The following is a 13567-nucleotide window of genomic DNA, read 5'->3' as shown; positions in this document are numbered from 1 at the left end:
ACAACTCCGGCCCGATCCCCCGGCCCGGTCGTCGTGGCCGGCCGCTGAGTTCGACCGGCCGGCGCAGCCCAGCCGGCAGGCACCAGAAGGCGTCACCCATGCGGACGCACAGGGGCGTCCCCGAGAGAAGGCAGGAACCCATGGGGCACACAGCAGGCGGTACCTGGGCCGGCAGGGCCCGGCTGGTGGCCGGCGTGGCGGCACTGGCGGTCACCGCCACGGCCTGCGCCTCCGGCGGCGGGTCGGGTCAGGCCGCCGGCGAGGCCCAGGACGCCAACGGCGTCGTCAACATGGTCATGGCGCCCGACGCCGTCTGGAAGTGGCTGGAGGACCAGGGCATCAAGCAGGAGATGGAGGAGGAGGCCGGCATCCAGGTCCTCACCTCCTCGTCCTGGGACGAGTTCGGCGTGTTCGCCGGCGGTCACGCCGACGTGGTGTCGGCCGCGACCTACGAGACCCCGGACCTCGCCGACGCCGTCGGGGAGCCCGTCTCCGTGTTCGGCAAGTACAACGCCGACCGCAGCGTCCTGGGGGTCGCCCCGGGATCTCCCTACACCGACATCTGCAGCCTCGAGGGCAAGCGGATCGCCACCTTCACCGCGGTGAGCATCACGCTGATGTGGGGCATGTACGCCAAGGAGCAGTGCGACCTCGACCTGCGGGCCGGCGGCGGTGACTACGAGCTCGTGGTCACCGACATCCAGAACCTGGGTGACCTGGTGGCCCGCGGCGACGCGGACGCCTGCCTCTGCCTGCCGGACTTCGCCCTGCCGCAGCTCGTCGCGGGGACGGTGCAGGCGCTCTACGACGGCAAGTCGGCGGCCCAGATCTGGGCGGAGAGCTACGGCAGCAACCCCTCGGAGGTGACCCACCCCGAGACCAACGTCTTCGTCGCCCGCGAGGCCTGGGTGGAGAAGAACCCCGAGGAGGCTGCCTTCCTGCTGGCCCTGTGGGAGCGCGGCCTGCAGGAGTACCAGCAGCACCGTGACGAGATCATCGCGACCTACCCGGAGGACTTCGGCGTGACCTCGCCTGAGGAGCAGGCCTTCCTCATCGACTGGCTGGACAACCGTTACGACTGGTACGTCGACAGCGTCTACCTCACCGACCAGTGGGTCTCCGAGGAGCAGGAGGTCTTCGAGCTCATGCGCGAGACCGGCTTCATGGAGGAGGACGCCGCGGACCCGGTCTTCACCGTCGTCGAGCCGACCAGCTGAGCCGTACGCGACACGAGGACAGCAGAACGATGTCGAATCCCGTGGTTGAGGCGTCCCCCGCGGCGCCTGCGGTCACCTGGCAGGAGGGCGAGGCGCTGGCCCGCAAGGCGTCGGCGCGCACGCGGCGCAAGCGCCTCGCCCTGCTGACGGCGGGCTGGGCGGCCATGTTCCTCATCTGGCAACTGGCCGCCTACTACCTCCCGTTTGGAGTGCTGCCCGCCCCCCTCGAGGTCGGGGAGGTGATGTGGGACATCGTCGTGAGCGGCGCCTTCGCCGAGAACTTCTTCGCCAGCGTGGGCAAGACGTTCCTCGGCTTCGTCGTGGCCACGGCCGTCGGTGCACCCATCGGCTACCTCATGGGGCGGTACGACTACTGGAAGGCGTTCTTCCACGACGGCGTCACGGTCGCCGGGACGATCCCCGCACTCACCTACGCCGTTCTCTCGCTGATCATCTTCGGTATCTCCGACCTGGGCCCGATCCTCTCGGTCGCCCTGGTGTCCGTGCCGTTCGTGGCGATCAACGTCGCGGAGGGCGTCCGAGGTGTGGACCAGTCGCTGGTCAGGATGAGCCAGGCGTTCGGACGCTCCTCGCGGCAGATCCGCCGCGAGGTATTCGTCCCGACCCTGGTGCCCTACGTCTTCGCCGCGATCCGCATGTCCTTCGCGGTCGCTTGGAAGGTGGAAGCGCTCACCGAGGTCTTCGGTGGCAAGAACGGCGTCGGCTTCCAGATCCGCTCGGAGTACCAGCTGTTCAACATCGACGGCGTCCTGGCGTGGATGTGCCTGTTCATCATCTTCATGCTGATCGTCGAGCGACTGGTCCTCCGCAAGCTGGAGAACCGGGTCCTCGCCTGGCGGCCGGAAGAGAGGGTCGGCAAGTGACCGCAACCATCCCCACCCGCCGGTCGACGGAGGAACAGGCGAGCGCGATCCCGTCGTGGCGTCGCGTCCTCGGCTCCGAGGTCGCCGCTCGGGTCACCTTCTACGTGACGGCGTTCCTCCTCTGGGTCGCCCTCGCCGCGGCCTTCGAGCGGGTGCCGGGCCCACTGTCGGTGGTCGACTCGCTGGTCACGGAGTTCAGCCGGGGTGAGGTGTTCAGCAACTTCGCTGACACCTTCTACCGGTTCACCATCGGTGTGGCCCTTTCGGTAATCGTCGGCGTCGTCGTCGGCATCGTGATGGGTCTGTCCGGCCTGGCCCGCGCGTTCTTCGAGAGCCCCGTCCTCGTCGGCCTGTCCATCCCGGCGATCATCTGGGCCTTCCTGACGGTGATGTGGTTCGGCTTCGGTGACGCCTCACCGATCGTCACGACGTTCCTGACCGCGGTGCCCTTCGTGATCGTCAACGTGGCGCAGGGGGTCCAGGGGGTCTCCCGCGACCTGCGGGACATGTCCTCGTCCTACGGGGTCCCGCTGGGCCGCCGCGTACGGGACCTGGTCCTGCCGGCCGTCAGCGGCTACGTCCTCGCGGGCGTCCGGTTCGCTGTGATCATCGGCTGGAACGGCGTACTGCTCGCCGAGTGGTTCGGTGGCTCTGGCGGTGCCGGCTTCCGCGCCCGCTACTGGTACGACGCGAACCAGTTCGCCGGGTTCGCGGCGTGGGTCATCCTGTTCGTGGTCGTGATCGTCGTCCTCGACCAACTCGTCTTCGAGCGGATGGCGAGGCGGGCCTTCCGGTGGCGGGACGCCGCGCACAGCTAGTCCGACGACACCTGGGACAGGGCGGCGCCGCGCGGCGTGGCGCCCCCTGTCCAGACCATCCCACCTCCGCCCGGCGTCCCGGGCTCCGCACCTCGAGAGGCAGTGACATGGCCGTCCTGACGGTGAACGACCTGTGCAAGACCTTCGGCGCCGGCACCGCGCGCAGCAACCGCGTCCTCGACCACATCTCCTTCGACGTCCGCGGCCAGACCTTCGTGTCGATCGTCGGCCCGTCCGGCTGCGGCAAGAGCACGCTGCTCAACATCATCTCCGGGGTCGAGACGCACACGTCCGGCGCGATCTCCGTCACGAGCGACGACGGCAGACCGGCCCGGCTCGGGTACGTGTTCCAGGACCCGCGGCTGCTCCCCTGGCGCACGGTGCGGAAGAACATGATGTACGTGCAGGACAAGGACGACGAGGTCACCCGCGGGCGGGTCGACAGGTACCTCGACATGGTGGGTCTGGGCAAGCACGGCGACTTCTGGCCGGGACAGCTCTCGGGCGGCATGCAGCAGCGCGTCGGCATCGCGCGGGCGTTCGCGGTGGAACCCGACCTGCTGATCATGGACGAGCCGTTCAGCCACCTCGACGCGATCACCGCGCGCGGCCTGCGCGCCCAGCTGCAGGACATCTGGGCCCAGTCCAAGAAGACCGTGGTGTTCGTGACCCACGACGTGGTCGAGGCGGTGGAGCTCTCCGACCGCATCATCGTGCTGCAGCCCGGCGGGCGGATCTACGAGGACATCACCATCGACCTGCCGCGCCCGCGCCGGCAGTCCGACCCCGCCGTGGCCACCCTCCAGGCCGAGGTCCTCGCGCGGCTGGAGAAGATGAAGGCGATGACCCCGCAGGTCGCCGCGAGCGTCTGAGGCGGCGTCCATCCGGTCCCGGCGGGGAGCCGGCTCCTCCCGCTCCGGCGGGTCCGGCCGGCTCCCGCGCCCGGTAGGCCACCGTGCCGCACAGGAGGGGGAAGACCATGACCAGCTCCGCCCGGGGCACGCGCCGCGGAGCGGCCCGGTGACCGCGGAGCAATCGGCGCTGGAGCCACAGGAGGACCCCGCTGCGGTCGAGCCGGTGCCACTGGCGCCTCCCACGCAGGCCCGGACCGGCGCCCGTGGCCGCGGAGCCCCCGACCAGCCCCCGACGAGCTGGACCGTCGCCCGGGCGGCGGGGGTCTCGCAGTCGACCGTCTCCCGGGCGCTGCGCGGGGACCCGCGGGTCCGGGAGGAGACCCGCCACCGGGTGGACCAGGCGGCCCGGCGGCTGGGGTACGTGCCGAACTCGCTCGCCGCCGGCCTGGTCTCCCGGTCGACCCGCACCGTCGCGGTGATCGTCTCCGACCTGACCAACCCGTTCTTCCCGGCGCTGCTCACCCCGGTCTACGACGAGCTCCAGCTGATGGGCTACCGCGTCGTCCTGCTCACCGAGCGGACCGACATCCCCACCGGGCAGGAGACGCTGCAGCGGCTGCTGGACCGCTCGATCGACGGGGTCCTCGTCACCACCGCTACCCTCGGGTCCCGGTTCGCCGTGGAGCTGCAGCGGCGGGGGCTGCCGATGGTGCTGCTCAACCGGTACATCGACGGCCTCGACGTCGACCGGGTGGTCAGCGACAACCACGGCGGCGCGGTCATCGGCGGCCGGCACCTCATCGAGCTGGGCCACCGCCGGATCGCGGCGATCTTCGGACCGGCGAACACCTCGACCAGCCGGGACCGCCGCGCCGGACTGGCCGAGGCGCTCGCCGGCGCGGGGCTGGGGCTCGACCCGGCCCTCGTGCGCGAGGGCACGTTCTCCCACCAGAGCGGCTACCAGCACACCCGTGACCTGCTGCGGCTGCCCGACCCGCCGACGGCGATCGTCTGCGGCAACGACGTGGTGGCCTTCGGCGCCCTCGACGCGGCGCTCTCGCTCGGCGTCCGGGTGCCCCAGGACGTCTCGATCCTCGGCTTCGACGACATCCCCATGGCCGCGTGGGAGGTCTTCCAGCTGAGCACGCTGCGGCAGCCGATCGGCGACATGGCCCGCGCGGCGGCGCGGATGCTGGCCGAGCGCATCGAGCACCCCGGCGACATCGGCGCCGGCCGCGAGCAGGTCTTCGCGACCAGCCTCGTCCGGCGCGGGACCGTGGAACGGCCGCCGGCCCGCGGCTGAGCCGCCCGGCCGCTGAACCGCCCGGCCGCGACCGCGGCGCCGCACGGCGGCCTCAGCGTTCTGCGGTCAGTGCCGCCAGCACGTCCTCCGGGCGGATCGGCTGGCGCCAGACCCGCGCGCCCTCCCGGGCGAGGGCGTCGTTGACCGCGCAGTGGATCGCCGCGGGGGCCCCCGCCGTGCCCGCCTCCCCCACGCCCTTCGTGCCCAGGGTCGTCGTCGGCGCGGGGGTCTCGATGTGCTCGATGCGGATGTCGGGCACGTCGACCGCCGTCGGGAGGAGGTAGTCCAGCAGCGTGGAGGTCTGCGGCTGGCCGATCGGGTCGAGGACGACGTGCTCCAGGAGCGCGCCGCCCAAACCCTGGGCCACGCCGCCGCGGATCTGGCCGTCGACGATGTCGGGGTTGACCAGCACGCCGCAGTCCTCGACGACGGCGTAGTCGACGACGCGGACCAGACCCGTCGCCCGCTCCACCTCCACGACGGCCACGTGCGTGCCGTTGTTGAACGTGTACGGCGGGCCGGAGTACGAGCCGACCGCCCCGAGACCGACCTCGACGTCGGCCGGCAGCCGGTGGGTGCCCCAGTAGGCGACCGCGGCGACCTCCGCGACGCCGGTGCGGCTGGCGGGCACGCCGCGGACGCCGACGACCCCGTCGACGAGTTCCACGTCGTCGGGGTCGGCCTCGAACAGGTGCGCGGCGAGCACGAGCAGCCGCCGGCGCACCTCGGTCGCCGCCGCGTGCGCCGCCCCGACCGACACCACCGCCGACCGGCTGGCCCACACGCCGCTGCCGTGCGGCACCACCCGGGTGTCGCCCGAGACCACCCGGACGTCGTCCAGCCGGACCCCCAGCGCGTCGGCAACCACCTGCGCGGCCGTGGTGTGCAGCCCCTGCCCCTGACCCGGCGTCCCCAGCAGGACGGTGACCGAGCCGTCGGGCTGGACGGTCACCTCGACCTGGTCGTGCGCGGTGATCGGCGCGCCCTTGGCGCCGTAGAACATCGCCCCCGGGGCCGACAGCTCCACGAACGAGGAGAACCCCACCCCGAGCAAGCGGCCGCGGCGCTCGGCGTCGCGCCGCCGGTCGCCGACGTCGTCCCCCAGCAGGGCGAGGGCCCGCTCCAGCGACTCCAGGTGCGAGCCGGAGTCGTACACGTTGCCGGTGGGTGAGGTGTACGGCAGGTCCGCCGGTGCCAGCAGGTTGCGCCGCCGGATCTCGTCGGCCGTCAGCCCGAGTGCCCGGGCCGCCTCGTCCATCAGCAGCTCCATCACCAGGATGGCGGGTGGGTGGCCGACGGCCCGGTACACCGCGAGCGGGGTCTTGTTGGTGAAGACCACGCGCAGCGAGGAGGCGTAGGCGGGCACCCGGTAGGGCCCCGGCATGATCGTCGCGACCTGCACCCCCTCGGTGACGCAGCCGCGCGGGTACATCGAGTAGGCGCCGGCGTCGGAGACCACCTCCGAGCGCAACCCGAGGACCCGCCCGCCGGCGTCGACGGCCAGCGCGGCGGTGACTCGCTCGTCGCGGGCCTGGGTGTCCGACTGCAGCGACTCGTAGCGGTCCTGGGTCCACTTCAGCGGGCGGCCGACCAGCAGCGATGCGGTCACCACCGCCACCTCGTCGGGGTAGACGAACGCCTTCATCCCGAAGGCGCCGCCGACGTGCTCGGTCACCACCCGGACGGCGTTCTCCGGCAGGCCCAGCAGCCGGGCGTAGAGGGTCTGCAGCATCTGCGGTGCCTGCGTCGACACCCGCACCGTCAGGGTGTGCTCGTCCCGGTCGTAGGACGCCAGCACGCCGCGCATCTCGAGGGCCACGGCGGTGTGCCGGCCGGTCTGTACCGCCACCTCGACGACCGTGTCGGCGCGGGCGAAGGCGTCGTCGACGTCCCCGCTGCCGAAGGGCGAGGTGAAGCAGAGGTTGGTGCCCAGGTCCTCGTGCACCAGCGGGCTGTCCGGGTCGAGCGCGGCGACCGGGTCGAGCACCGCCGGCAGCTCCTCGTAATCCACGACGACCAGCTCGGCGGCGTCCTCGGCCTCGGCGCGGCTGCCGGCCACCACCAGCACCACCGGCTCCCCCACGTGCCGGACGACGCCGGTGGCCAGCGCGGTCTGCTCACCGGCGACCATGCCCGGCCAGTTCAGCAGACCGCGCCAGCCGGGGCAGTACGGAGCCAGGTCGGCGGCCGTGAACGCCGCCAGCACCCCGGGCAGCGCCGCGGCGGCCGACGTGTCGATGCGCAGGATCCGTCCGGAGGCGATCGGCGACCGGACGAACGCCACCTCGGCCTGCCGGGGCTCGGTGACGTCGTCCACGAATCGGCCCCGTCCGGCCAGCAGCGCGGGGTCCTCGCTGCGGCGGACCCGCTGTCCCACGTACCGGGCCGCGGTCACCGGCGTCCCCCCTCCCCCTCCAGCGCCCGGACCTCCGGCGCGGCCGCGAGGACGGCGTCGACGACGGTCTGGTAGCCGGTGCAGCGGCACAGGTTGCCCCCGAGTCGCTCCCGCAGCGCCGCGCGGTCCCAGTCGTCGCGCTCCCGCAGGGCGACCAGCGCCGTCATCAGGAACCCGGGGGTGCAGAACCCGCACTGCACGGCCGAGGCCTCGCGGAACGCCGTCTGCAGCGGGTGCACCGCCTCCCGCCCCGGTGCCCCCTCCCCGGCGAGGCCCTCCACCGTCTCCACCGCGCACCCGTCGGCCTGCACGGCGAAGACCAGGCAGCTGCGGACCGCGGCGCCGTCGAGGACGACCGTGCACGCCCCGCACACGCCCTGCTCGCAGCCGACGTGGGTCCCGGTCAGCCCGAGCTCCTGGCGGAGGAAGTCGGCCAGCGTGGTCCGCGGCTCGGCCCAGCCGGTCTCGGGCCGGCCGTTGACCCGGAGCGTCACGCGGACGGGGTCCCGCGTCACGACCGGTCCTCCGCCACGGCGGCCAGCGCCCGCCGCACCAGCGCCCGCCCGGCCCGGCGCCGGTAGTCCGCCGACGCGTGCACCTCGTCGCCGACCACCTCGACGCCGTCGAAGGCGGCCGCCGCCGCGGCGTCCAGGACCGCTCCGGTGACCCGCTCACCCAGGAGCAGCTGCTCCGCACCGGCCGCCCGCACCGGTGTCCCCGCCACCCCGAACAGCACCACCCGGGCCGACGAGCACCGCCCCGCCCCGTCGAGCTCGAGCCCGCAGACGACGCCGGCGAGGGCGAAGTCCCCAGGGCGGCGGGAGACCTCGTCCACGGCCCAGCGCGCGGCCGGGGCCGGCAGGGGCAGCCGGGCGGACACCACCAGCTCGCCCTCGCCGAGGGCGGTGCCGAACGGACCGGTGAAGAGATCCGCGGCCGCCACCCGGCGCGGGCCATCCGGCCCGGCGACCTCGACCTCGCCGTCCGTGGCGAGGAGCAGCGCCGGGAGCTCCGCGGCCGGGTCGGCGTGCGCCAGCGAGCCGCACAGCGTGCCCCGGGCCCGGATCTCCGGGTGCGCGACGAGGCGCAGCGTCCGGACCAGCAGCGGGTGGGCGCCGCCGACCGCCGGGTCGAGCTCCAGGGTCCGGACGGGGACCGCGGCGCCCACTGTGAGGACGCCGTCCTCGCGGCGGTACGTGCGCAGCTCCGGGCACCGGGAGATGTCGACCAGCAGCTCGGGGGTGGCCAGGCGCAGGGCCATGACCGGCAGCAGGCTCTGCCCGCCGGCCAGGACGCGGGCGTCGTCGGCCGACCCGAGCGCCGCCAGGGCGTCGGCGACGCTGTCCGCGCGCACGTAGTCGAACGGTGCGGTCTTCACGGGGTCCCGCCGTCCGACGGCAGGGGGTCCGACCGCAGGCCCGTCGCCGCCACCCCGGCCAGGGCGCAGACCTCGTCGACGTCCGAGACGTCGCCGCTGACGCCCACGCCGCCGAGGAGCCGTCCGTCGGCGTCCCGCACGAGCAGGCCGCCCGCGGCGGGGGCGAACCGGCCGTCGGCGACCGACGCCAGCGCGGCGAAGAACACCGGCTGGGCCTCGACGCGGCGGCCGAGCTCGCGCGAACTGAACCCCATGCCCAGGGCACTCCACGCCTTCGCGCGGGCGATCTGGGGGCGCAGGATGCCCGAGCCGTCCTCCCGTTTGAGGACGACCAGGTGTCCCCCGGCGTCGAGCACGGCCACGGTCAGCGGCGCGGCACCGACCGACCGGCCGTGCGCCAGCGTCGCCGCGGCGACCTCCTCGGCCTGCTCCAGCGTGATCACCCGTGCTCCTCCCGGGTCCGGGGCCTGCCGGCCGGGTCACAGCTCCCGCAGCGCCGCGACGACGGCGTCGAGGTCGGGGAGCACGAGCGCGTCCTCGGTGACCCACCGGTACCGGACCGTGCCGCCGCGGTCGACGACGAAGACCGACCGCTGGGCCAGGCCGGCGTGGCCCTTCCAGACGTCGTAGCGCACCCCGTAGTCGGCGCAGACGGTGCGGTCCCAGTCCGACAGCAGCGGGAAATCCACGCCGAGGGAGGCGGCGAAGGCCTGCTGGGAGAAGGTGGCGGTGACGGCCACCGCCAGGACCTCGGCGCCCAGTGCCCGGATCTCCGTGGCTCGGTGTCCCAACTGGGACAGCTCGGACGTCTAGCGGCTCCCGAAGTCGAAGACGTAGAAAACGAGGACGACCGGCCCCCGCTCCAGCGTCTCGGCCAGGCCGACGTCGTGCTCGAAGGTGTGGCGGAGCCGGAAGTCGGGGGCGCGGTCCCCCACGCCGACGGCGGATGCTGCGGACACCGGGGCCTCCTCACCTCAGCGGAGCGGATGCAGGGGCGGCGGCTCGGTGATCCGGGCGGTGATGGCGCCCAGCAGCTCCGCCTCCAGCCGCACCTCGTCACCCGGTCGCAGCCACGGGTACTGCTCCGAGCCGTGCACGGTGGACAGCTCGAGGATGCACCCGGTCCCCACCGTCCCGCTCGCGATGACGTCGCCGGTCCGCGCCTCGGTGCCGCGGGAGGCGTAGGAGATCATCTGGCCGAAGCTCCAGTACAGGTCACCGGCATTGCCCTTGCTGTAGGGCTGCCCGTTCACCGAGGCCCGCATCTCGAGGTCGAAGGCCCGGCCGCTCCGCCGGGGCTCGAGCTCGTCGGGGGTGACCAGCCACGGGCCGAGGCTGGTCGCGGTGTCCTTGCCCTTGACCGGGCCCAGGCTGTGCCGCACCTCGCGCGCCTGGAGGTCCCGCGCGCTCCAGTCGCAGAAGAGCAGGTAGCCCGCGATGTGCCGCTCGGCCTCGTCGGGCGCCAGGTTGGCCCCGGTCCGCCCGACGACCGCGGCGAACTCCAGCTCGAAGTCGTAGGCGACGCAGCCCGGCGGCACGGGGACGTCGGCCCGCGCGGACCGGACGGCCGCCGGGTTCTGGAAGTAGAAGACCGGCAACTCGTACCAGTCCGGGTCCATCTGCTGGCCGTTGGCCTCGCGGTAGGTCCGCACGTGCGTCTCGAACGCGTAGAAGTCGCGGACCGACGGCGGCACGGGGATCGGCGCGAGCAGCTGGGCCTCGGCCTCGGGGACGACGTCGAGCGGGTCGGCCCGGGCCTGCTCGGCCGCGCGGGCCAGCGCCTCCCCGTCGTCACCGAGCAGGTCGAGCAGCCGAGAGGCGGTGCGCAGCCCATGCAACCGGCCGTCGACGAGGACGGCCGGATGCTCCCGGCCGTCCGAGGGCGAGACGTAGGTGGTCCAGCGCATCGGGGTCCTCTCCGTCGGGGGGTCAGCGCAGCGCGGTCCGGGAGCCGGCGAGCAGCTCGGCGGCCGGCCGCGGGTCGGCGGGGTGCAGGTGCGGCGGGCCGTCGGTTGCGGGCGCGTCGTCGACGTGGTCGAGCAGGTGACCCAGCCGCCGCTTCTTGGTCCGCAGGTAGACGAGGTTCTCCGGGTTGGGCACCGTCTCGAGCGGCTCCCGCCCCACGATCTCCAGCCCGTGTCCGGTCAGGCCGCCGTACTTCGCCGGGTTGTTGGTGAGCAGCCGCACCCGGCGCGCGCCGAGGTCGGCGAGGATCTGCGCGCCGGTGCCGTACTCCCGGCCGTCGACGGGGACGCCGAGGTCGAGGTTGGCCTCGACGGTGTCCCGGCCGGCGTCCTGCAGCTCGTAGGCCCGCAGCTTGTGGCCCAGCCCGATGCCGCGGCCCTCGTGCCCGCGCAGGTAGACCACCGCGCCGCGGCCGGCGGCGGCCACCCGGGCCATGGCCGCCTCCAGCTGCGGCCCGCAGTCGCAGCGCAGCGAGCGGAAGACGTCACCGGTGAGGCACTCGCTGTGCACCCGAACGAGGAGCTCCTCGTCGGCGGCGACGTCCCCCAGCGTGAAGGCCACGTGCTCGGTCCCGTCCCGGACCGACCGGTAGCTGGTGCAGCGGAACTCGCCCCACGGCGTCGGCACCCGCGCGTCGCCGGTCCGCTCCACCAGGACGTCGGTCCGCCTCCGGTACGCGACGAGGTCGGCGATCGTGATGATCGGCAGCCCGTGCTCGGCGGCGAAGCGGACCAGGTCGGGACGGCGGGCCATCGAGCCGTCGTCGTTGACGACCTCGCAGATCACCCCGGCCGGTGGGAGCCCCGCCAGCCGGGCCAGGTCGACGGCGGCCTCGGTGTGCCCGGGCCGCTCGAGGACCCCGCCGTCGCGCGCCCGCAGCGGGAACACGTGACCGGGCCGGTTGAAGGCGCCGCCGCCGACGGCCGGGTCGGCCAGGGCCCGGATGGTTGCCGACCGGTCGGCGGCGGAGATGCCCGTGGTGGTGCCGGCCGCCAGGTCGACGGTCACCGTGAACGCCGTGCCCTGCTGCTCGGTGTTGCCCTCGCCGACCATGAGCGGCAGGTCGAGGGCGTCGCAGCGCTCGCCGGGAAGCGCCACGCAGACCACCCCGGAGCCGTAGCGGACCAGGAAGGCCGTGTCCGGCGTGCGGACGTGCGCGGCGGCCATGATCAGGTCGCCCTCGTCCTCGCGGTCCTCGTCGTCGACGACGACCACCATGCCGCCGTCCGCGATCTCCTGGATCGCCAGGTCGACCGGGTCGAACCGCAGGACGCCGTCGCCTCCGGAGCCCTCGGGACCGGTCACGGCAGCCCACCTCCACCCGTCGGGCCGGCGACGGACCGCGGACCGCGGCCAACTCCCGGGCGCGCGTGCACGTCAGCCCTCGTAGGGGGTCATCTCGTCGAGCGCCGGCTTCACGTGCTCCATGAAGAGCTCCAGCTGCCGGACGACGCTCTCGGCCGGCTGCTGCGCCCAGTGGTAGATGAGCACCACGTACTCGGCGGGCAGCTGGCGCCACAGCTCGACGTACTGGTCGCGGACCTGCTCCGGGGTGCCCACGACCCACAGCCCGGACCGGACGACCGAGCCGACCGGGTCGTCCGGGTCGAACCGCATCGGCGTGGTGCCGGCGTAGAGGTCCCGGAAGATGTCGACGTCGTACTCCGCCACCATGCGGCGGGCCTCGTCCTCGGTCTCGGCGATCTGCCCCCACCGCACGAGGGCCTGGTTCTGGCCGAGCGCGTAGCTGCGCCCGGCGCCCGCGGCGGCGTCGACGTAGGCCGCGCCGAACTCGGCGGCCCGCTCGATCTTGGAGAAGTAGGTCGGGATGAAGCCGCGGGGGCCGCAGTACTCGATGGTCTCCTTGCTGGCGTTGCTGGAGACAAAGACGGGCGGGTACGGCTTCTGCAAGGGGCTCGGGACGACGCTGACCCGGCGGATCCGGTTCTGCTCGTCCATCTCCCCCGGCGCCCCGAGCTCGCGGGTCGCCGACATCGTCCACTCGACGCCCTCGTCGTAGGGGTAGGGCACCTGCCAGCGGCCCTTGGCCTCGACGCTGTCCTGCGTCCAGGACTGCAGGACGAGCTCGACGTTCTCCTCGAAGATCTCGCGGTTGACCTGGTCGTCGGAGATCCGGGCGGCCTGCGTGGCCTCGTCCAGCTCCGCCATCTTCTCCTGGTTGCCCGACGGCGAGAGCGTCGCCCGGGTGCCCAGGTGCTGCCCGAGGATGTTGGTCCAGCGCGCCTGGTAGCCGCGGGAGAAGCCGCAGAACGACCGGCCGCCGGCGAGGTGGTCGATGACCGCGACGTCCTCGGCCACCCGGAACGGGTTCTGCGCGCTCATGGTGTACCCGAGCTGGCCGACCCGGATCCGCTTGGTGATCGCCGCCCAGTAGGCGTCGAGCAGGCCGGGGTTGGGCCCGACCTCGTAGCCCTCGCTGTGGAAGTGGTGCTCGATGGAGGAGATGCCCCACAGGCCCAGCTCGTCGGCCGCCCGGACGATCGTCGGCATCTCCCGGATCAGGGCCTGGTACCGCTCCGGGTCACGCCCGAGGGGGCGCTCCCGGATCCGCTCCTCGCGGGTCGCGGCCACCTGGGGGTAGAGCTGCAGGATCACCTTCACCATGGCTACCGGCCTCCGCTGTCGTCCCGCGAGTGTGGGGCACCTCACCGGCGCTCCGAGCAGGGACGCTACGGAGGTCGGCCGGGTCTGACATGCAGTGGACCGACAGTGTGCGGGCGGTTTCCTTGTGG

The 13567-nt window shown here is 73.4% G+C and carries 14 protein-coding genes; 5 read left to right on the top strand and 9 right to left on the bottom strand.

The features are described 5' to 3' along the window. Positions 1–140 precede the first annotated feature (140 nt). From BLW63_RS07125 to BLW63_RS07105, 5 genes are all read left to right on the top strand, one after another. Entirely contained in the window at positions 141–1217 is a 1077-nt protein-coding gene (locus tag BLW63_RS07125; RefSeq protein ID WP_170856685.1) for an ABC transporter substrate-binding protein, read from the top strand. Between the two features lie 29 nt (positions 1218–1246). Next, a complete protein-coding gene (locus BLW63_RS07120) occupies positions 1247–2101 on the top strand; it encodes an ABC transporter permease (protein ID WP_091152920.1) in 855 nt (284 codons plus the stop codon). Then, positions 2098–2919, top strand: coding sequence for an ABC transporter permease (locus BLW63_RS07115; RefSeq protein WP_091152919.1), 822 nt, complete (start codon positions 2098–2100; stop codon positions 2917–2919). Before BLW63_RS07120 ends, BLW63_RS07115 begins: the two co-directional genes overlap by 4 nt. A gap of 107 nt (positions 2920–3026) precedes the next feature. Then, positions 3027–3791, top strand: a complete 765-nt coding sequence (locus BLW63_RS07110; protein WP_091152917.1) for an ABC transporter ATP-binding protein — start codon at positions 3027–3029, stop codon at positions 3789–3791. 148 nt (positions 3792–3939) lie between these two features. Beyond that, positions 3940–5076: a LacI family DNA-binding transcriptional regulator gene (locus tag BLW63_RS07105; protein ID WP_211517042.1), complete on the top strand. Its 1137-nt coding sequence runs from the start codon at positions 3940–3942 to the stop codon at positions 5074–5076. 52 nt (positions 5077–5128) lie between these two features. Here the strand turns inward: BLW63_RS07105 and BLW63_RS07100 are convergent, their stop codons facing one another. The 9 genes from BLW63_RS07100 to BLW63_RS07065 form a co-directional block, all read right to left on the bottom strand. Continuing rightward, the gene (locus BLW63_RS07100; protein ID WP_170856684.1) at positions 5129–7471 is read right to left on the bottom strand and encodes a xanthine dehydrogenase family protein molybdopterin-binding subunit; all 2343 of its coding nucleotides are present in this window, start codon (positions 7469–7471) and stop codon (positions 5129–5131) included. Continuing rightward, on the bottom strand, positions 7468–7986 hold the full coding sequence (locus BLW63_RS07095; RefSeq protein WP_091152912.1) for a (2Fe-2S)-binding protein: 519 nt from the start codon (positions 7984–7986) through the stop codon (positions 7468–7470). Before BLW63_RS07095 ends, BLW63_RS07100 begins: the two co-directional genes overlap by 4 nt. Further along, on the bottom strand, positions 7983–8849 hold the full coding sequence (locus tag BLW63_RS07090) for an FAD binding domain-containing protein (protein ID WP_170856683.1): 867 nt from the start codon (positions 8847–8849) through the stop codon (positions 7983–7985). Before BLW63_RS07090 ends, BLW63_RS07095 begins: the two co-directional genes overlap by 4 nt. Next, a complete protein-coding gene (locus BLW63_RS07085) occupies positions 8846–9292 on the bottom strand; it encodes a GlcG/HbpS family heme-binding protein (RefSeq protein WP_091152908.1) in 447 nt (148 codons plus the stop codon). The genes BLW63_RS07090 and BLW63_RS07085 overlap by 4 nt, the downstream gene beginning before the upstream one ends. Positions 9293–9328: 36 nt before the next feature. Continuing rightward, positions 9329–9649, bottom strand: a complete 321-nt coding sequence (locus BLW63_RS07080; RefSeq protein ID WP_091152906.1) for a redoxin domain-containing protein — start codon at positions 9647–9649, stop codon at positions 9329–9331. 9 nt (positions 9650–9658) lie between these two features. Beyond that, on the bottom strand, positions 9659–9808 hold the full coding sequence (locus BLW63_RS26720) for a thioredoxin domain-containing protein (RefSeq protein WP_170856681.1): 150 nt from the start codon (positions 9806–9808) through the stop codon (positions 9659–9661). A 15-nt stretch (positions 9809–9823) separates the two neighbouring features. Beyond that, positions 9824–10756: a fumarylacetoacetate hydrolase family protein gene (locus BLW63_RS07075; RefSeq protein ID WP_091152905.1), complete on the bottom strand. Its 933-nt coding sequence runs from the start codon at positions 10754–10756 to the stop codon at positions 9824–9826. 22 nt (positions 10757–10778) lie between these two features. After that, positions 10779–12119, bottom strand: a complete 1341-nt coding sequence (locus tag BLW63_RS07070) for a bifunctional 3,4-dihydroxy-2-butanone-4-phosphate synthase/GTP cyclohydrolase II (protein WP_280140496.1) — start codon at positions 12117–12119, stop codon at positions 10779–10781. 72 nt (positions 12120–12191) lie between these two features. Then, positions 12192–13439 carry an LLM class flavin-dependent oxidoreductase gene (locus BLW63_RS07065; protein WP_091153212.1) on the bottom strand — a complete coding sequence of 416 codons (1248 nt, stop codon included), beginning with the start codon at positions 13437–13439 and terminating at the stop codon, positions 12192–12194. Positions 13440–13567 lie beyond the last annotated feature (128 nt).

The sequence above is a fragment of the Geodermatophilus africanus genome, from assembly GCF_900107105.1.
Classification (GTDB): domain Bacteria; phylum Actinomycetota; class Actinomycetes; order Mycobacteriales; family Geodermatophilaceae; genus Geodermatophilus; species Geodermatophilus africanus.
The sequence above is the reverse complement of the archived record's forward strand: the minus strand, read 5'-3'. Positions and strand labels throughout refer to the sequence as shown.